The organism is Candidatus Gracilibacteria bacterium, from assembly GCA_028687475.1.
In the GTDB taxonomy this organism is placed as follows: domain Bacteria; phylum Patescibacteriota; class Gracilibacteria; order BD1-5; family UBA2023; genus STC-74.
Window position 1 is genome coordinate 404443 of record JAQUAB010000001.1, and the last position, 19327, is coordinate 423769.

Genomic DNA, 19327 nt, shown 5'->3' on the forward strand with positions numbered 1-19327 from the left:
TAAATCTTATACATAATACTTATACTTTTGTATTGTCAATAGTTTTTTGACTATTTTTATATTTTATATGGAATCTACTGTTTGAGTCCAGGTGGTGGGTCTTGCTGGACACGAGAATCGTATTCGATAATCATAGAAACGTCAGGATAGTGTTGTGCTGTAGTGCTCGATGCGGTATGCCCTGTTTTGTCAGTGAGATCCAGATATGCATTGCGGAAATATTCGAGATCATAGAGCTTGGCTTTCGCGAGATCACAAGTCGCGACAAAATACGGACACTCAACAGGAGATTTGCTCGCGCCTCCAGTAGTATTGTTCGAGACGATAGAACCATGAATATAGAGCTGATTCTCTCCGGATGAATCTATAGAACTCTCTGCGATCAGTGTCGCATGCACATCTGTCACATTCGGTGCAATATGGATTTTGCCTCCGATTCCTGTTCTCTGATTCTTCAGTGCGATGAGAGCAAGTGATCGATCATGTAGATCGATATTGCCATCGATAAAAATATCTTCCCCTTCGACAATAATCGTTCGCTTGGTATCGAAACTACTATTCGTAATATGTTGTGTGGCACCGGTATAGGAATAATCCGCCTGAGAATAATCTGTACGATTACGGGAAAGGAGTGTGATATTTTTTCTGATAGTATTGAGAAAGTCTACTCTCGTCTGATATGTTCCAGCAATACCATTGTACCAATTCGTCTCCTGTGATTGTCCGAGAATACGGATACGAAGATTCTGAAAGAGTGAAGCCCCGAGGGAAGATGGATTTGACATGCTCGGATAGAGTATCGTCCGTCCATCTACACTATAGGAAATATAATCCGATGATATAACTGGTTCTGGTGGAATATATGGGAGATCGATTATCGGGCTATACTTTCCAGAGAAAGAGTATGATTCACCCGCGGGATCGAGTGTTCTCGTATATATTGCTGGGAGATATTTTCCATCCATACTCGACCAATCACACGCATTCTGATAGCTCGATATATCTTTCTGATTCGCTTGGCAATCAAGCATCGGAGTACTCGTGAAGTCCGCGAATGTCGCGTATGCTCCATCGCCGATAGAGATACCATGAATCACCATCGGAACCGCATCCGTACGAGCAGAATGAGTCGATACATTTCCTGCGAATATCGACTCCTCTCCGATACGAATATCCGATGCAGAAAGTGAATCTACTACATACCAAGGAGTGAACTCGATATTTGGACTCACGATTCCTGCATCAACTCAATTATACTTGAGACTCGTGAGCTGGATAGTTCCTGGAGCGTACGAAGCGAAACTATAGTTGATGTCTTGCCCAATGAGGAGAATAGGAAAAGGTGTAGAAGTAGTACCATCGAGAAAATTCACGAGCACTCCACCAGCAGGAATAATCGCATCTCCATCTGGAGAATATCAGAAATGAGAAGTCTCTGCGAGACTCACTTGGACTTGTTTCGTAGGAGTAGTATATTCGATTTCTACAGTTCCTCCTACAATCTGATTTCCATACCGATCACGGAACTTCATATACGCATCGACATAAGATTGTCCATCTGCTACCGTAGTATAGCCTGGAATTCCACTCACAGTATATTCGAATGACATCGGTGAGAGTGGACATCGAGCATCAGCAGAAGCACTCGTACAGAATGATTCTATCAGATTCCCACTCACTAGAACAGTCGCAGGAACATTATTCTGTACATCATATATATATCGGGTCACACTTCCATTCGGATCAATAATCTCGAGAGAATACATATAAGCCAACGATAGATCTGCATTCATACTCTTGGTAGAATATATTCTCGTAAGACCAGGAATTCCTATCGGAGAAAAAGTCGATGACCAGAGTCCGCCCGTTGACTCATAGATTTCTGGATGTACTATATCAAAATGTGTTGCATGATCTGCCATAAGCGTATATGTTGCACTTCCGAAAGATGCTGGCAAAAGTGGCAAACTGACTCCACTGAGTGATATATCGCCAATATATGTAGTAATCTTCCCTGAAAGTGTTCCTGTTGTTGGAAGATATTGTGCTCTTCGATCAAAAATAATATCGCCAATAGTCTCACTCCATGCAGTGCCAGACAGTGTACAATTCGATGTGAGTCATGCAATCGGCTGTGTACCACAATCCAAATATATACTATAACTGCCTGTATTCATGAGTACCCATCCTGCTCCAGAGAGATAGAACGTACCAGAGAAAGTCCTCGTATTCGTATCGAGCAATGGTGCAGAAATAGGAGAAGCAGCATCATACAATGCCTCCGCTACATCGAAATGTACCTGAGTATTTGACCCTGTGAGGTATATCTTCGCTGCTGGCGTATAGCTCTGGAATCCAACTGCTGCAAAAACGCTCGTTCCAGAAAAGACGAGAAAAGTCGCAACAGCACTGATGAAGAAACGAAAAAAGAGTAACATACGATGAGAAAAGCATATCACTCTTTTTTTGTTTCTACGAATTTTTGCAAGTATTTCACTTGTTTTTACCTAGCCAAAATATATTTATAGTTTATTATTTATTTGCATTGGCAATCTGTACACATGCATATTGCATTCCTGTATTGAAGAGATCGCCACAGAGATTGCTATCATGAGTCACTCGAACTTGTGCGAGCGTAATCATATCAGAACATTGATACTGGAGAGTCTTGTCAGAAAGTTTATTACACTGAGCTATATCTCCCGTCGCCACAATATCCTGGAATCGTTCTGCATCATTTTTTTTGTTCAGTGTTGATTCGCAATATTGTTTCTTTTCTGTATCAGAAATCGATGCACAATAATCACCATTTTGTTCCGCGAGTGCCATCTGAAGAATAATCGCATCTCGACAACTCCCTTGTATATCTTCATTCGATAGTGTATCACAGAGTTTCAGATCTTTTTTCTTGATTGCCTCCGTATAGATAGCTGTATCATCCACTTGCGTGAGTGAAGACTTGCATTCATCTTGAAGACTCTCCACGAGACTCGAACAGAAAGATTCTGAAACCATATTGTTCTCCAGAGCATCCTGAAGGCTTCTCGTATCCACTTGTTCTTCACAATAGCTCTTGAGGTTTTTCGCATCTATCTTCGAACAGAGAGTCTTATCTATATTTTTCTGAGCACGTGCAGCATAGATATTATCCTGACATTGCATTGTCTTGCCAGAATCAGAAAGAGTGGTACATCCGTCGAGATTATCATTCGACTGAGCCTGAGCACTCTGAATAGTATCCTGACAATCTGTTTTCCGAGCAGTTGAATCAATAGAATCACAGAGCGTCACATCCTGTTTTTCGAGAGCAGAATTGTACGTCGCGATATCTTCTGATTCGCTTTTTTGTGCTGTAGCTACCGTGTCTGTATAACTCGTTGGCAATGGTTCTGCTGGGGTTGCATTCCAGAGAGTTTCGAATGAAGCACCTTTCGAGAAAAAGAAAAATATGCCACCGCCGATAAGGACAAGAACCGCAAGAGTGATGAGAGTAGTACGCATAAAAGAAAAGATATCGCATAATGACGATATCTTACCATGAGTCACGGGAAAAAGCAAAAATATGCACTAACTACGAATACACCGAACATTCGCCATCTCAGTCACTTCTCCACCAACGAGTTCGAGTCCAGCATCATCGTACTGCCAAGTATATTTCTCATTATTCCAGACTCCATCGGTTCCATCCATACGATATCCAGAATATACAGTGCCAAGATGCAGAACGATATTGCGGAGTCCATAGATATCTTCCTTCGTCGATGTCCAGTATGAACCAGCAACATTCATCTGAGATTCCACCATGAGATCACCATCAGAATCACGATATGTGCGGTATCCTCCATTCTCTGGAAGAGTGAGAAGTGACGCAAGCGAAGTATTATTCAGGCGAGAGTACCAGATAGCCGTCTCGAAATCTCCACGAGTCGGAATACGATATCCACGAGCACATGGACCAACCGTCCATCCCCAATCCTGAGTCTTGTATTTTCCATTGAATTCGAGACGCTGATTCCAGCCATTATAGGAGAGAAATGAGGCGGTTTTGTCTCCAGCGAGAAACCAACCTGATTTCACAGATGATCCTTTTGATTGTGTAGTTGCATTGCAACCTGCCCATACTTGCCCACCGACGATGATATCAGCACGATCACATCCAGGATATGCGAATGTCTGGGAAAGTGGAAAGAGTGCTGCGATCGCGAGTGCAAGGAGAAGAAGTTTTTTCATATATAGAAATTGTTAGAAGTGTTTCTCAGAAAGTATTTTTTCTTTCTTGTAAATTCAATATTATATATTTTTATAAAATGTCAAGCATATTTTCGGGGAAAATAAACTAATCCAAGAACTGAATGGTAAGATTTGCGATATATGCCCGAAGCATATTGGATACTTCTCCCATATATGCTCGGGCGGGATGACGACCTCAAAGAGCATCCCGAACCTCACGACCATATTTGAACTGAAAAGCAAGATCAAAAGGAAGTGGAGGTGATTGTTGAAGCTGTGCGATGAGCTTATCAGCCGTTTCTCGAGGCCTATCTGGAGATCAAAGATTTTCTGGATATACACAAACGGTTATCATATATGGAAAGTTTAATGAAGAAGAAGAAAATAATATATACTAAATTTGTATTGTCAAACAAAATGATTCTCTAAAAAAGAACCATCTCGTAAGAAATGGCTCTAGTCCACCCATTGAAGACTACCCTGCTGCAGCTTCGAGCTTTGCTGTCTGATCTGCGATAGCACAAGCGTCGATAATATCGCCGAGATCCCCCATCATAATAACAGGAAGATTCGAGAAATTCTGTCCAATACGATGATCCGTGATACGATCCTGTGGGAAATTATACGTTCGGATTTTCTCACTGCGATCTCCAGATCCGACTTGTGCGAGACGGGCAGCTCCTTCAGCAGCCGCCTTTTTCTCTTCTTCTTGAGCATAGAGACGAGCCTTCAGCACAGAGATAGCCTTTATCTTATTCTGGAGTTGGGATCGTTCATCCTGACACTCGACCGCCAGTCCAGACGGAATATGTACGACACGGATGGCAGAATTGGTCTTATTGACATGTTGTCCTCCTGCTCCACTCGCACGACAAGCGATAATCTCGAGGTCTTCTTCACGAATCTCGATATCCACATCTTCCGCTTCTGGCATAATAGCCACCGTCACCGTCGATGTATGGACACGCCCATTTTTCTCTGTCGTTGGGATACGTTGGACACGATGCACTCCAGATTCGAACTTGAACCGAGAATAGGCACCCGCACCTTCGATCTTGAAGGTCACTTCCTTGTATCCTCAGGCATCATTCCAAGATTCAGACATCACTTCCACATTGAATCCCTCTTTGCGCGCATAGACCTTGTAGGCTTCAGCGAGTTGGAGTGCGAAAAGCCCAGCCTCATCACCACCGACTCCAGCACGAACTTCGAGAAAAATATTCTTGTCATCGTTCGGGTCTTTCGGAAGAAGTTCGATCTTGAGTGCTTCTTCGAGAACTGGAATACGCGCTTCTGCATCAGCAATCTCTGCCTTCATGAGCTCGAGCATTTCTGGATCTTTCTCATTCGTCACGAGTTCTTTTGCTTCATCATAGTTCGCATAGAGAAGCTTATATTCTTTGTAGAGATCAACGGTTTTTTCGAGATTTTTCTTCTTCTGGTTCGTCATTTTGAGACGTTTGACATCGCTATAAATAGCTGGATCTGCGAGTTCAGCTTCGAGTGCTTCGTATTCAGTGATGATATTATCGAGTTGGAATTTCACGTTATAGACGGTAATAGATAAATTCGAGAGTTGCATTATATACAAAAATGAAAAAAGTCGAGTGTAAAAATTGTGTTCAAGAACAAAATTCTCGCTTTGACTTCGCTCGCTTTTTTTATATTCTGCTGTCGCGCCCAGGTGGTGGAATGGTATACACGGAGGTCTCAAAATCCTCTGCTTCACGGCTTGCGGGTTCAAGTCCCGCTCTGGGCACCATTTAGAAATTCATGATTCTGAATTCAAAATTTAGAAGAAAATATTATATAAATACGCACTTAAATGATTTGGATAAGATTTTAAATCTTTCATTTTGAATTTTTAATTTCAAGAAACCATGCCAATCAAAAGGACTCAAACATCAGCAAAAAAAGATGAAATAACACCAACTCTCATAAAAAAACATACTTGAGTCTGGCAGGACTATATCAATCCATCGCTCGACGATATCGATATGATCGTGGAGAAATACGGATTCCATGAACTCGATAAAGATGCGATACTCGAAGAAAATCAATACGCACGTATCGATACTTATGACGATTATCTTTTCGTTGTCCTCCACTTTCCGAAATACGAACCCAACACAGAACGATACATTCACAACGAATTGAATATATTTATCGCGAAGAACTATCTCATCAGTTTCCGATACTATCAATCGACGACGATGAAACGCGTCTATGGAAAATATGAAACGCGCATCGAAAATGGTGAACATATTACGCCTGCTTTTCTCCTCTATGAGATTATCGAAAACTTTCTCGATAAAACCATGAAAATGCTGGAACGATTCGGAAAAGATCTCAAAGTACTCGAACGAGAACTCTTCAATTCTCGCGGAACCGAACTCATCAAGAGTATCATGACGCGCAAACGCAATATCATCACGCTCAAGCACATGATGAAGCCACAGATTGCAGTACTCAAGATGATAGAAATCCGCATGAAGGAACGTTTCTCGGATGAAGTAGAACTCTACTTCGAAAATCTGGAAGACAAGCTCGATAAAATCTTTTCGGAAGTACAACTCCTTCAGGAAAATATCGATTCCATGGAAGACACACTGAAGAGTGTTTTCGAACTTCAGACCAATACCACGATTACCTATCTCACCGTTTTTTCTGCTTTTATTCTCCCACTCACGTTGGTAACTGGATTCTTCGGGATGAATATCGAGAGTCTTCCCTTCAGTGACACGGTCATGTGGAGCACACTCGGTGGATTGAGTCTCATGCTCATTCTCGTAACTTATATGTTTATAAAAAAGAAGATTATCTAATAATGTATAAAATATTACTCATTCTCGCAGTTATTTTTTTCTGATTCATGAGCCATTTTAGTATGGCAGACTCTCTCCAGTCAGGTTCTACTATCATGGCTGGGACAGGGATTTCTCCTGAGAAATCTGATACGAAATCAATCACTGGACAAATAACGAAAATGCCATCTTTTGGCATCATTCACAAATGATATGATGTACTTCCCTTCTATGAAGATTCGAGTATTTTTCGTTTTGTCAGCCGAGACGTTCCGCTCAATGAGAAAAGTTATGAACCAGATGATCTCGTTCCCATCAACAATGAACATATCAACATGGCTGGTCGAAGTGGACTCAAAATGCGGAAGGAAGCACGCGACTCACTCTGGATTATGGCAGCAGATTTCGAGAAAAAGTTCGGCGTTCCCCTCACAGTCATCAGTACGTACCGAAGTGCCGCCTACCAACAATGGATGTGGGATCTCGGAAAGTGTACTGACTCCCTATGTGCTCCTTCTGGATACAGTGAACACCAACTCGGACTCGCGATGGATGTATTCGATGCTACGACAGAACGTGACTATGAAGCGAATCAGAATTATCGACGGTATATCGCTTGGTTCAAGGAAAATGCTCAAAGATATGGATGGACGCAGAGTTATCAAAAAGGTGAAGCCATCGACACTTATGAAGTCGAGCCTTGGCATTGGAGATATGTCGGTGTCGATATGGCAACCAAGCTCCGGAATCTCGGATGGACCTATACAGAATATGTCCGATTCCAACAAATCATCGCGCGGAGATAAGAAACCCTCTCAGAGGGTTTTCTTTTTTGTCATTTTTCATTTTTTCCCTATACTCCACCGCATGAACAACTCATCTACTCATCTCTACGCCTTCACTCTCGGTCGCGAGTGGAAGCTTTCTCTTGCGGAACTTTTTGCTGTTTTCGGTGCAGACGCATATCGAATCCATACTGAGACAATTGCGATTTTCCAGATCCATGGCTATAGCGATGAACAGCTCGCGAAAAAATTTCTCACTATCGGAGGTTCTATCCGTATCATCAAGATTCTCGGAGAAACGGATACAAAACGATTCCCGACTGATGTCATTCATGAAATTCAAAGTTCAAAATGAAAGATTCAAAATTCAGGTGGCAAAGTGACTTTCGCTCTCGGAAGCTATGGTATCGATTTCCCTGTATCGAATATCGGACTCCGCATCAAGAAAACGCTTCAAGAAAGAGGCTTTTCTGCACGTCTCGTCAATATCGAGAACAAGAATATCGTCAGTGCGGTATTCAAACGAGAAAAACTCGGAAAATCTCAGACAGAATACAACCTTATTCAGACACCCGCAGGAGAAGAATTCGGCGTAACTATTGCCTGTCAGGATATCGATGCATATGCGAACCGTGATACAGGAAAGTCTCGCGATATGATAGTCGGGATGATGCCTCCGAAACTCGTACAAATGATGATCAATCTTGCACGATCAGTATCAGAGAAATCGCTCAAAAACGAGAAATTCGAGGCAAGAAAAAATCTTTGAAAGGAGTTTACATCCATAGTAAATGACTGAAAAGATTTTTCTCATAACGAAGAAGTTCGACGTTTTTCAGAGATTTCTCTCTATGATCCATTCTGTGGACTCGGAACAACCCTCATCGAAGCCGCGAATATGGGAATCACAGAAGTCTATGGAAGTGATATCTCTGCGGAAATGGTTCGTGCAAGTACTGATAGTCTCGAGGAATTCATCAAGACCGAGAAAATGTGGCAGGAACGCATCCGTGCCGTATGAGGAACGCCGAATAAGGATTTTTCTGATTTCCGAAGTTCCATAGTCCAGCTCGATGCACGGAAAGTGAAAGATGCAGCAGAAAAACTCGGAACCATCGATTTCCACCGACTCAATCTCGCTATCGTGAGTGAAGGATTCCTCGGAGAGATTATGTCTCCTCGCGATATCGGACTCGAGAAAGTACAAGCAGAACGCAAGAAACTCGCTTCTATGTATTCAGATTTCTTCCGATGACTCGCTGATGCGAATTTCCGCGGTAGTATCGTCATGAGCTTCCCATTCTGGAATATCCATGGTACGTATTCGTATTTCGGTGAGATCTACGAAGTCATCGAGAAAAATGGATTCGAGGTTGTCTCACTCCTTCCATGGGAAATGAAACTCAACACGAGCAAAGGTAGTCTTCTCTATCGTCGTGAGAATCAGACGGTTGGACGTGAAATCGTGAAAATCGTGAAAAAATCAAAATAAAATGTTTCGGAATTTTTGCTTCTTTATTTTGCAAGTTTTCATATTCTATTGATGTGGTTTCCTTGCTCGCTTCGTTATGCGAATTTCTCGTATGTGTCCGCGAAGATTTCCGTGTAAAATCACAAACTGTTTGAGCTGAAAATAAGCGAACGCCCCTTTCGAAGCGAAGCGGAGAATGGAAGTGCCCTTGGGGTATTTGTATTTTAGGAAAAGGGGCACTAGATTCCGCATCAAGTGCGGAATGACGGGAATAGAGGGATTCTCTCCGAGAATGACAAAAAGAAGAACATGGATTGCTTCGTACCTCGCAATGACGGAAACAATAGATTTCTGAATCAGTCAGGAATGACGGAAACATAAAAAACTATGGAACTCATCGACCTCTCCACACATGCCCGCGACCCGAAGTACTACAATCGAGACCGAGATATGGAGGTAGCTCTCGCGTGGAACGCTATCCGAAAAACCCTCTCTGAACTTGGGAAAGAGGATTTATTTGAGTATATCCAGAGTGTCCGCCTGACAGAGAAAAATGTTATCATCACGACCGAAAAACCCATCGTGAACGGGGAATTGAAACTTTTTCAGAAAGAAATCATCATAGCAATCAATACTTCCCTCTCGTCTCTGAAAAAACCAGCACGAGAAAAACTCCAACTACGATAATGCTTCTTTTCTCATAAATTCTTCTTGTTTCAGTTCCAATGATTCGATTCCAACATCCAATTCTCGAACAAGATCATACCTTCCCAATGCCTGTGCCTTCATAATATATATCTTCGTAGAATGTAGTGTTTTTTCTACATATTTTTTATCCACATGTGTTAAATGTTTGAGATTACTCATACGATCTGCACATTTTATTTCGAAATCTTTTTCCGGCAATAATGCAACCTTCCAAAGAAAATAATAATTTTTCAAGTTGGTCTGCATCCTTGGATACAAAGACCAAAGGTATCCATACAGTTCAAGGTGAGTAGGAAATATAGCTCCTATCTCGAAGAGACGAAGATACATCTGAGAATACATAGAAATACTAAAAGCGCTCGAACATGGAGAAAGCAGTCGACTCATACGTTCTTCAGTGATAGCTCATACTACCCGTGGAGATCCTTTACTTATGCTTTCTATGCGTGAAAATACCGCATCTCCAAATTCAGAGAAGATTTCATGAGCATATTCTGGATGATCTTCCACAACATCATGCAAGATGGTCACCACCAAATCATCTACTTCAACAAATGGTCTTTTCGTAATACGAAGATAATCCCAAAGAACTTCAATAATATGATCCATATATGGATCTTTATCCTTTTTATTTCTGACTTTTGACTGTCTTGTTTGCCGTGCATGAGCCTTACAAGCAAGAGCAAAGGCTTTTTCCACTTGCAACTTATCACCTTCCGAAAGATTCCGACATTTTGCATGACAAAAAATTCCTTCGAGGAATTCATTCTCCATTTCTCATGAATGTTCAGAACTTTCCTGAGGGAAATTGGTCATAATTTTTTCGTATAGAAATAAAACTATAATTTTTATTATTTAATTGTCAAACTTATATTTGACTTTAGTAATATTTTGCATAGAAATTAGTTTATGAAACATGGAATTGTGTACAATGGGGAACAAATCCTGAATGTTCCCAATAGCATCACCATCACTCGCTGAATCATGATGATATGAAGCAGTGTTGCCATTGTGCTTGGGTGACCGAATCTCTATCCTGCACTCATATATGCAGCGTGAGCTATCGGAGATGGACTTGATGGAATTTCTGCACGTGTCCTGAAACAAAAAACAGAATTCGGGAAAAAACTTGACCCCTTCGTCGATGCTACATCTTTCGTAGCATGACTCACAGCCCTCACTATCACTTCTCCAGAGCTAAATGAGAGACTCCTTCTCACTTCCGCATTGGTGGTACAAACACTCTATAGCTCTCACCTGACGTACAAATGGAAATGAATCTCTGATGACAAGAAAAAAGAATTGTGACCAAGTATAATCGGAAAAACCAAGACTGCTATTATGATGATGTCTCTCGTAAAACTCATGTGAGGAAAACATTTTCTCGAAGATCTCCAGCAGTTTCTCGGAACCTATGGGATCCAATTTCTCGAGTGAAATCTAGAACAAATGGATGCAACACTCCATTCTGCAAGTCTCTGATGAGTAGGCATAGGAATCATGGGAACACTCTGGTGCTGGTACAATTATAACAAAAAGGCAAACAAGATTCTCGAACAGAAATAGACTCTTGGAGATTTTTGCTTTTTCCGAGAAAATCAATATTCTCTCTCCATGCCTATCAAGTCGTCCAAAAATCCTGATATCATCCGTACTGTGTCACCAAAATCCCAAGAAGAGGATATTGTCTCGGAGATTTCTCTGCGTCCTCGAAAGCTCGAAGAATACGTCGGACAGGAACAGATGAAGCAGCACCTCAAAATCGCAATAGAATCCGCAAAAATCCGCAATGAATCACTCGAACATATTCTTTTCTATGGACCTCCAGGACTTGGGAAAACCACCATCTCCACCATCATTGCACACGAGATGGGAGCACCTATCAAGAGCACAAGTGGACCAGCTATCGAGAAACAATCGGATATTATTTCTCTGCTCACGAGTCTCACGGAAGGTGAGATTCTCTTCATCGATGAGATTCACCGCCTGAAGCCGCAGATAGAAGAAATCCTCTATTCTGCAATGGAAGATTTCCAGATTGATATCATGATTGGGAATGGAACCTGAGCCACGAGCGTGAAGATGGATATTCCGAGATTCACTCTCATCGGTGCTACTACTCGCCTCTCGAGCCTCTCGAATCCGCTTCGAGACCGCTTCGGCAATGTGATGAAGCTCGACTTCTACGAGCCAACTGACCTTGCAAAAATCGTCACTCGCTCGTTCCAAATCCTCGGATTCGAGACGATTTCTCACGATGCCATCCTCTCGATTGCCGAGCGTTCTCGTGGAACTCCACGCATCGCGAACCGCTATGTGAAGATTCTTCGGGATTATGCTACTGTCGGGAAATCCATCGATACAAAAACTGAATGTGAAGCGATATTCACCGGATTCGGAGTGGATACCTATGGGCTCGATATCCTCGATCGCAAGCTTCTCTCTCATCTCATGGAATCATTCCATGGACGACCAGTCGGACTCTCGACCCTTGCCTCCGTGGTAGGTGAAGAGGTTGCAACTATCGAAGATGTCGTCGAGCCATATCTCCTCCAGATTGGCTTCATAGAGAGAACACCTCGTGGACGACAGATTACGATGAAGGGAGAAGAATATATCAATTCTTGAAGATAGAAAATTATTATGTCCAAACTCGAACAACCATCATCCCCTTCCCGAAGGGAATTTCTCAAGGGCCTCGGAGTGCTCACACTTGTTCCATGAGCTATTTCTGATGCGCTCGCGAAGGCAAATGTTCCCACTTTCCTATGACTCACGGAAAAATATGAAGAATATCAGGAAGCTTTTCTCATGGCACTCGATGAGAAAGCAAAACAAGAACTCCTATCTGCGATTCAGAAAAATAATCCAGAATTGTATCGGCATTTTGCAAACCAGAAAAACATGGAAGGACACCTTCTCCGTGTCGGATATATGGAACTCGTGTATTTCGGGAAGATTCAGAAACCACGGCATCAAATTTCTGAAAAAACTCTTGGGAAAGAAAATATTTTTTCTCCAATACGACTCGACGGAATCCGAGAAAGCAATACCCCATGACATACTTGGTACCAAGCACATCTCCCAAAACATCTCCGTACCATAGAACCATTCGACGTCATCCCAGCGGAACAAGATACTGTCGTCATCAATGGAACCTATGGTCGATTCGATAGCGGACTCTGCCGAGAACTCACATGGAATGGACGAGAAACAGGAAGAATACTCTCTATCAAGCATGGTGATTGTATCGAACTTCCTTTTGGGATACTGCAGAAATCCGAAACCACTATCAACGGAATTCCATTTCCGAAAGCAGAAATCAATCCTGCCACTTGAATTCCTCAATGTTCCAAAGTAGCTCGAACAGTAGCTAACAGTTTCGGTATATCGATTGCACATGCAGGATCAGCTCTCGATTCACTGAAACTCTATGGGAAGAATCATCCTCGTTTCACTTCTTTCGAGTCTATTCCAGAGATGATTCGTTTCGCTGATATATTCATGCGCTCGAAGAAAAATGTCACTGAAGGACATCGTGCCTTCGGTGCGCGCTATGGAAACTCTTGGATTATTTTCGATCCTCATTCTCACAATGAACCAGTACAATTATCTGGATATAAAAGAAAAAACGATATCATAGCCATTATATGAGTCTCATAAAAAATCTTGCCAAAACAGAAAAATCTCTATAATGAATCCATCTCCTTACAACCCTAGAAAATGGTCGCACAACTTGGTACGAGCACATCAACTCTTTTCCCGACGATTTCGTAAGGCTTTTTTAATATCCAAAATCCTCGCGAAATGCGGGGATTTTTTAAAAGAATGATGTTTATTCCTGATTTTGCTTCTTTATTTTTGTGAGTTTTGACTTTCTGTCGATGAAGTTTTCTTCGAAAATTGCAACTGTTTCTTAGTCTTGCAATTTTAGAAAACAAGTCGGAAACAGAATGCAAAACGAACAAACCGAAAAGAAGAAGCTTTTGGTACTTTTCACTTATGAAAAGTACACTGGAAGTTTTGTGAAAGAAATCCTGGATTCTTCGCTTTGCTCAGAATGACAGAAACAATAAATATCTTAATTTTATCCCTATGCGTCAACCAGAATTCTATGCCGCCGTGTTCGGCATCATTCGCAACAATGAAGGGAAAGTCCTAACCATAAAAAGAAAGAATACTGGATATTCGGATGGATACTACTGACTCCCTGCTGGACATATCGAGTGAATCGAAACTCCAACCGCTTCACTTCGGAGAGAAATCCTCGAAGAAGTCGGACTCGATGTGGAAGAAAAAGATATGAAATTCCTCATATCTGGACATCGCATCAGTCCTCAATCAGATGGCTCCAATCGTGTGTATTTTGATTTCTATTATGAAATTCTCCGGTATTCTGGAACTCCTATCAATGGCGAACCAGAAAAATCGGAATGAACCTACTGGATCAACTGGAAACAAGAAACAAAAATACAATTCCGCGAATATCTCGAACAAATAGAACTCGGAAATACCTACTTCGAAATCGATTATCGTCTCTAATTATGGCATCAACAAGCACTTTTGAAATCAATGACACCCTACAGATTTCCATGGAACAAGGATTTCCAGTAGAACTCGATATCGAAAAGCATATCGAAAATCCATTCAAGGGAGAAGAATTTTCTGAAAAAATCTTTTCTTTCCATGGAAAATCAGGACTTCGAAACTTTGTCGCATATCCTGTTCGTGTATTCCTTGTAGAAAATCGAAATGGAAAATGGATTTACTGGTGACTCTGTCAGATACTCGAAACTACTATCGATTATGTAGAACGGAAAACGAATGGAAAATACCGCGTCACAAAGATATTTTCTCCTGAAGAAATGAAACAAATGTTTGCACTTACCCACCAAAACCATCCTGAACAAAATTATTTTTCTTAACTTTTTTTCTTATGCGTAAATATATCATCATCGCCGTTCTCGCCGCTATCGGCATCTTCAATGCTATTGAACTCTCTATTCCTGCCTACCAATATTGGAACGGTGCGAATGCTTCTGTGCTCCAGTCACTTCCCTGCGATATCAATTCTACTCTCTCATGTAGTGGAATACTGCAAAATCCTCGCGCCATCATCTTCGCAATCGGAGATTTCAAGGTAGCATTCCCGATGATTGCACTCGTCGTCTATCCAATTCTCTTCATTATAGCACTCGTCGGATGGTTCACGAAGAAAACTTGTCCGGCAAAAACACTCACCATTCTCGCAGCTGGCGGAATCCTCTTCAATAGCTATGTCATCTATCAGGAATTTGTCGTCGGAGTATTCTGTCCACTTTGTGCTCTCTGTACCGCTATCATCATCGCGATTTTCTTCCTCGCACTATGTATCTGGAAGGGAGAAAAGTGAACTCCGAACTGAAAAGCCGACACCACGAAATAATCTAACACCATGAAAGACTTCGAAAAATGGCACATCCTGAAATCTCGGATTGACACCAAAGAGCATCGATCTCTCGTGAATGAGCGAGAAATCTGTTATGTGAGCATCGGAGAGAACATTGGCTTCGAACAAAATGGAAAAAATGAATTCTTCGAACGACCAGTTATTGTTCTAAAAAAGTTCTGAACGCAAACATTCATAGGCATTCCGCTTACGAGTAAACCTCGAGAATGAAAATTCTACTTTTCTTTCAAACATGGAGAATCTACTTCATCTGCTATACTCTCGTAGATTCGTCTCTTTGATAACAAGCGCATCGTGCGAAAGATAGGATATATCGAAACCTCGGATTTTCAGAATCTCAAATCTGCACCACTACGAAACCTCCTCTCACTATAAAAACGGTTCCCTACTTGTGTAGAGAACCTCAGGGTCCGAAGACTTTTGTACCGATAGTATATCAGAAAAATACAAAAATCAAAATTTATTTTCCTGCCCGTCTTCCGGGCGAAGACCCGGAATCCAGTTCCCTTATCTTGAATTCTTAATCTTTAATTTTGAATTATGAAATCCCTCACCCTCCTCATCCCACTCCTCTTCCTCTCATCGTGTTCGATAGACTGGAATGATGAAAAAGATACGCTATTTACAAAGAGTCTTGAGTGCTCTAAAATAGAAAAAACTCTCTTGCAAGAAAAATTAAATACCTTGAAGAATTCAGACTTAAAACCAAAAGAATCTTTTTATAGCAAAACCCATAATTCATGCTTATTTATAGCAGTGAATGAATCGACAGCCTGAAAATTTCCTGACTCCCCAGAATGAACATTATACTTATTTGATTATAATAATTCTAAAAACTTATCTGTTTGAATGCCCACAAAAGCTATAGAATTTAATGAAAAAATTCAAGAACTTAAATGAGAATAACTTAACTTTAAATTGCTATGTCTGACCCTACAATTACTGGCGCGCTAATTTGAGCCATATGAGCAATCTTAGGCATACTAATATCTATTTTTTCTCAATTTCTTTATTTTCATTTAATAGAGAAGTGAAAACTACGGAAAGAAAGAGAATTTTCCTTTCTAAAAGAATCTTTCTTTCAGAAACAAGAAAAATGTTTTGAACTACTTACATTAACAGATGAAATCCTTATAAAATTAAAAAATAAACCTTCGATAGATGTAGAATCCTTTGCGGAAAACATTAAACTAAAATATATCCTATTTAATACCACACTGTCTTATTTACCAGATCTTAAGAAAGACATAGAATCTTATTGAACAAATACAAGTATCATTGAAAGAGTATTGCAACTTTCCAATCTATTAAACATAGAGGATAATACTCCATTAGCACATATTCAAAGAAAGAATTTAGATGAACTATTAGAATCTTATGGAAAAGAATATGAAGAAACTCATGATACTCTAAGACAGATAATTTCTACTTATTTAATTCAAGAACAGCAATTACTACTTAATATTTAATCTTATGAACCTCTCTACTCGCCGCCACTCTCTCTCCCACATCATGGCCCAAGCTACTCGCATGGTCATGGGTGCCAATGCCAAGCTCGCTATCGGACCAGATGTCGATAACGGTTGGTATTATGATATCGACTTCGGTGATGTCACGCTCGAAGAATCCAAGCTCAAGGAAATCGAGAAAAAGATGCGCGGTATTGTCCGTGAAGGACAAGAGTTTCGTCAGTTTTCTCTCTCTGTCGCGGATGCGAAAGTATTTCTCGAGAGCCTCGGCGAAGACTACAAGCTCGAGATGGTCACTGATCTTGCTGCGAAGGGTGAGACAGTGATTTCTTTCTACGCCAATATCGGGAAGTTCCAGAATCCTGTGTACAAGGATTTTGCATTTCTCGGAGAATTCTCGACTGCAACCTTCATCGATATGTGTAGCGGGCCTCACGTGCAGTTCACGAACGAGATTCCAGAAGACTCATTCCAGCTCGACAAGATAGCAGGTGCATACTGGCGGGGGGATGCAAAGAACAAGCAACTCACTCGTATCTATGGACTCGGATTCGAGACGAAGACTGAGCTCGATGCCTACACGACGATGATGGAAGAAGCAAAAAAGCGCGACCACCGTATCCTCGGAAAGAAGCTGAAGCTTTTTACTATCTCTGACCTTGTTGGTTCTGGACTCCCACTCATCCAACCGAATGGGATGATCATGCGCAAGGCTATCGAAGAATACCTCTGGCAACTTCACCAGGACAAGGGATACGACCGCGTCTGGACTCCACACCTCGCGAAGGAGGATCTCTATGTCACTTCAGGACATGCAGGACACTACCTCGAAGATATGTTCTCCGTCTACGGAGGAACCAGTAAGGAGAAGTTCCACTTGAAGCCAATGAACTGTCCTCATCATATGCAGATATTTGCGGACAATCAGTTCTCCTACCGTGACATGCCAGTTCGTTATTTCGAGCCAGCAACCGTCTACCGTGACGAGAAAACCGGGCAACTCTCTGGACTCACTCGTGTTCGCTCCATCACTCAGGACGATGGTCACCTCTTCTGTCGTGTATCGCAAATCAAGGATGAGGTAAGTACCATCGTGGGAATTATCCGCCAATTTTACACGACATTTGGACTCATGGATGGATACTGGGTATCACTCTCCGTGCGTGACCCACAGAATCCGAGCAAGTACCTCGGAAGCGATGAAGTCTGGCAGACAGCTGAAGGCGCGCTCGAAGATGCCGCGAAAGCCAACGGACTCAACTACAAGCGTATGGAAGGAGAAGCAGCATTCTATGGACCAAAGCTCGACTTCATGTTCAAGGATGCTATCGGACGTGAGTGGCAACTCGCCACTATCCAGTGTGACTTCAATCTTCCGAACCGTTTCGAACTCAAGTTCACGAACGAAAAAGGTGAAGAAGAACGTCCAGTCGTCATCCACCGCGCTATCTCTGGTAGTCTTGAGCGATTCATGGGAATCATGATTGAGCACTTCGCTGGAACCTTTCCTCTCTGGATTGCACCAGAACAGGTTCGCATCATCCCCGTCGGAGAATCATTCGTTGCCTATGGAGATGAGGTCTACAAGGAACTCCGTGCATCAGGAATCCGTGTGAAGCTCGACAGTTCGAACGATTCACTCGGCAAAAAGATCCGAAATGCAGAGACAGATCATGTGAACTACATTCTCGTTATCGGTGAACAAGAGATGAATGCTCGTAGTGTTGCAGTCCGCAACTACAAGACCAAGGCACAATCTACAGAATCCCTCGAAGAGTTCACTCTGAGAATCGTCGAAGAAGTGAAGAATAAGAATTTATAATCCTGTATTTAGAAAAAATCCCTAGGAAATTCTGAGGATTTTTTCTTTTCATCCATCGAAAAAAGAATACAATCCGTATAGAATTTTATTTTTCATCTGAATATGGAAAATTTTCTTTCACTCATGCTTGCCCCTCTGAATCATTGGGGAATCCTTATTTTTGGAATGTTCGTTTTCTTCGTTCTCGGATGGTTCTGGTACAATCCGATCGGATATATCGGGAGAAAATGGATGGAACTCAATCACCTCGAAAAGCCGAAACCAGAAGATATGCCAAAACCCCATGAATTCGTGGTAATGCTCATAATGCAACTTTTTATGGGATTCTCTGTCACATGGATTGTGATGATTCTCTGGCTTCTCGTTGCTATTACACTTACTCCCCTTTTCGCGACACTTTTCGTGGTGAAAATATATATGGGATTTGTATTCATCAAAGATCTTGGACATTGGTATTTCGAACAAAAACCATTCACACTTGTACTCATTGGCATCGGTTATTGGCTCGTGGGAATTCTTGCACTGTGTGGATTTCTCACTTTTTTCCTCTAGTTCTCCTTGCAAAATCCTGATAAAACTATACAAACGA

General features: G+C 41.6%; 21 protein-coding genes and 1 tRNA gene. 16 read left to right on the forward strand and 6 right to left on the reverse strand.

Annotated features, from left to right (window positions below):
* Nucleotides 1-74: 74 nt before the first annotated feature.
* The 5 genes from PHY14_02015 to prfA all read right to left on the reverse strand — a co-directional run bounded on the left by PHY14_02015 (nucleotide 75) and on the right by prfA (nucleotide 5812).
* On the reverse strand, nucleotides 75-2438 hold the full coding sequence (locus PHY14_02015; GenBank protein ID MDD2693683.1) for a hypothetical protein: 2364 nt from the start codon (nucleotides 2436-2438) through the stop codon (nucleotides 75-77).
* A 94-nt stretch (nucleotides 2439-2532) separates the two neighbouring features.
* Nucleotides 2533-3501 carry a hypothetical protein gene (locus PHY14_02020; GenBank protein MDD2693684.1) on the reverse strand — a complete coding sequence of 323 codons (969 nt, stop codon included), beginning with the start codon at nucleotides 3499-3501 and terminating at the stop codon, nucleotides 2533-2535.
* Between the two features lie 66 nt (nucleotides 3502-3567).
* On the reverse strand, nucleotides 3568-4230 hold the full coding sequence (locus tag PHY14_02025; protein MDD2693685.1) for a hypothetical protein: 663 nt from the start codon (nucleotides 4228-4230) through the stop codon (nucleotides 3568-3570).
* A 106-nt stretch (nucleotides 4231-4336) separates the two neighbouring features.
* Entirely contained in the window at nucleotides 4337-4585 is a 249-nt protein-coding gene (locus PHY14_02030; protein ID MDD2693686.1) for a hypothetical protein, read from the reverse strand.
* A 120-nt stretch (nucleotides 4586-4705) separates the two neighbouring features.
* Complete coding sequence (gene prfA, locus PHY14_02035) at nucleotides 4706-5812, reverse strand: peptide chain release factor 1 (GenBank protein ID MDD2693687.1); 1107 nt, start codon at nucleotides 5810-5812, stop codon at nucleotides 4706-4708.
* Between the two features lie 96 nt (nucleotides 5813-5908).
* Between prfA and PHY14_02040 the strand changes: the two genes are divergently transcribed.
* The 5 genes from PHY14_02040 to PHY14_02060 all read left to right on the forward strand — a co-directional run bounded on the left by PHY14_02040 (nucleotide 5909) and on the right by PHY14_02060 (nucleotide 9977).
* Nucleotides 5909-5992 (forward strand) — tRNA-Leu (locus PHY14_02040).
* A gap of 118 nt (nucleotides 5993-6110) precedes the next feature.
* Nucleotides 6111-7055: a magnesium transporter CorA family protein gene (locus PHY14_02045; protein ID MDD2693688.1), complete on the forward strand. Its 945-nt coding sequence runs from the start codon at nucleotides 6111-6113 to the stop codon at nucleotides 7053-7055.
* A gap of 62 nt (nucleotides 7056-7117) precedes the next feature.
* A complete protein-coding gene (locus PHY14_02050; protein MDD2693689.1) occupies nucleotides 7118-7840 on the forward strand; it encodes a M15 family metallopeptidase in 723 nt (240 codons plus the stop codon).
* 61 nt (nucleotides 7841-7901) lie between these two features.
* On the forward strand, nucleotides 7902-9311 hold the full coding sequence (locus tag PHY14_02055) for a hypothetical protein (GenBank protein MDD2693690.1): 1410 nt from the start codon (nucleotides 7902-7904) through the stop codon (nucleotides 9309-9311).
* A gap of 366 nt (nucleotides 9312-9677) precedes the next feature.
* The gene (locus tag PHY14_02060) at nucleotides 9678-9977 is read left to right on the forward strand and encodes a hypothetical protein (GenBank protein ID MDD2693691.1); all 300 of its coding nucleotides are present in this window, start codon (nucleotides 9678-9680) and stop codon (nucleotides 9975-9977) included.
* Here the strand turns inward: PHY14_02060 and PHY14_02065 are convergent.
* On the reverse strand, nucleotides 9969-10814 hold the full coding sequence (locus PHY14_02065; protein ID MDD2693692.1) for a hypothetical protein: 846 nt from the start codon (nucleotides 10812-10814) through the stop codon (nucleotides 9969-9971). The genes PHY14_02060 and PHY14_02065 overlap by 9 nt on opposite strands.
* Nucleotides 10815-10907: 93 nt before the next feature.
* Between PHY14_02065 and PHY14_02070 the strand changes: the two genes are divergently transcribed.
* From PHY14_02070 to PHY14_02120, 11 genes are all read left to right on the forward strand, one after another.
* Nucleotides 10908-11564, forward strand: a complete 657-nt coding sequence (locus PHY14_02070) for a CDP-alcohol phosphatidyltransferase family protein (GenBank protein ID MDD2693693.1) — start codon at nucleotides 10908-10910, stop codon at nucleotides 11562-11564.
* A gap of 48 nt (nucleotides 11565-11612) precedes the next feature.
* Nucleotides 11613-12632 (forward strand): Holliday junction branch migration DNA helicase RuvB, encoded by a 1020-nt coding sequence (ruvB, locus tag PHY14_02075; protein ID MDD2693694.1) that lies wholly within the window; start codon nucleotides 11613-11615, stop codon nucleotides 12630-12632.
* Between the two features lie 9 nt (nucleotides 12633-12641).
* Nucleotides 12642-13661, forward strand: a complete 1020-nt coding sequence (locus PHY14_02080; GenBank protein ID MDD2693695.1) for a hypothetical protein — start codon at nucleotides 12642-12644, stop codon at nucleotides 13659-13661.
* Nucleotides 13662-14093: 432 nt separating this feature from the next.
* Complete coding sequence (locus tag PHY14_02085; protein ID MDD2693696.1) at nucleotides 14094-14540, forward strand: NUDIX domain-containing protein; 447 nt, start codon at nucleotides 14094-14096, stop codon at nucleotides 14538-14540.
* Nucleotides 14541-14542: 2 nt separating this feature from the next.
* Nucleotides 14543-14923 carry a hypothetical protein gene (locus tag PHY14_02090; protein MDD2693697.1) on the forward strand — a complete coding sequence of 127 codons (381 nt, stop codon included), beginning with the start codon at nucleotides 14543-14545 and terminating at the stop codon, nucleotides 14921-14923.
* Between the two features lie 11 nt (nucleotides 14924-14934).
* Complete coding sequence (locus tag PHY14_02095) at nucleotides 14935-15423, forward strand: vitamin K epoxide reductase family protein (GenBank protein MDD2693698.1); 489 nt, start codon at nucleotides 14935-14937, stop codon at nucleotides 15421-15423.
* A 9-nt stretch (nucleotides 15424-15432) separates the two neighbouring features.
* Nucleotides 15433-15714: a hypothetical protein gene (locus tag PHY14_02100; GenBank protein ID MDD2693699.1), complete on the forward strand. Its 282-nt coding sequence runs from the start codon at nucleotides 15433-15435 to the stop codon at nucleotides 15712-15714.
* Nucleotides 15715-15987: 273 nt separating this feature from the next.
* Nucleotides 15988-16353, forward strand: a complete 366-nt coding sequence (locus tag PHY14_02105) for a hypothetical protein (protein ID MDD2693700.1) — start codon at nucleotides 15988-15990, stop codon at nucleotides 16351-16353.
* Between the two features lie 17 nt (nucleotides 16354-16370).
* On the forward strand, nucleotides 16371-16916 hold the full coding sequence (locus PHY14_02110; GenBank protein MDD2693701.1) for a hypothetical protein: 546 nt from the start codon (nucleotides 16371-16373) through the stop codon (nucleotides 16914-16916).
* Between the two features lie 4 nt (nucleotides 16917-16920).
* On the forward strand, nucleotides 16921-18738 hold the full coding sequence (gene thrS / locus PHY14_02115; protein ID MDD2693702.1) for a threonine--tRNA ligase: 1818 nt from the start codon (nucleotides 16921-16923) through the stop codon (nucleotides 18736-18738).
* 102 nt (nucleotides 18739-18840) lie between these two features.
* Entirely contained in the window at nucleotides 18841-19290 is a 450-nt protein-coding gene (locus PHY14_02120) for a DUF1761 domain-containing protein (protein ID MDD2693703.1), read from the forward strand.
* Nucleotides 19291-19327 lie beyond the last annotated feature (37 nt).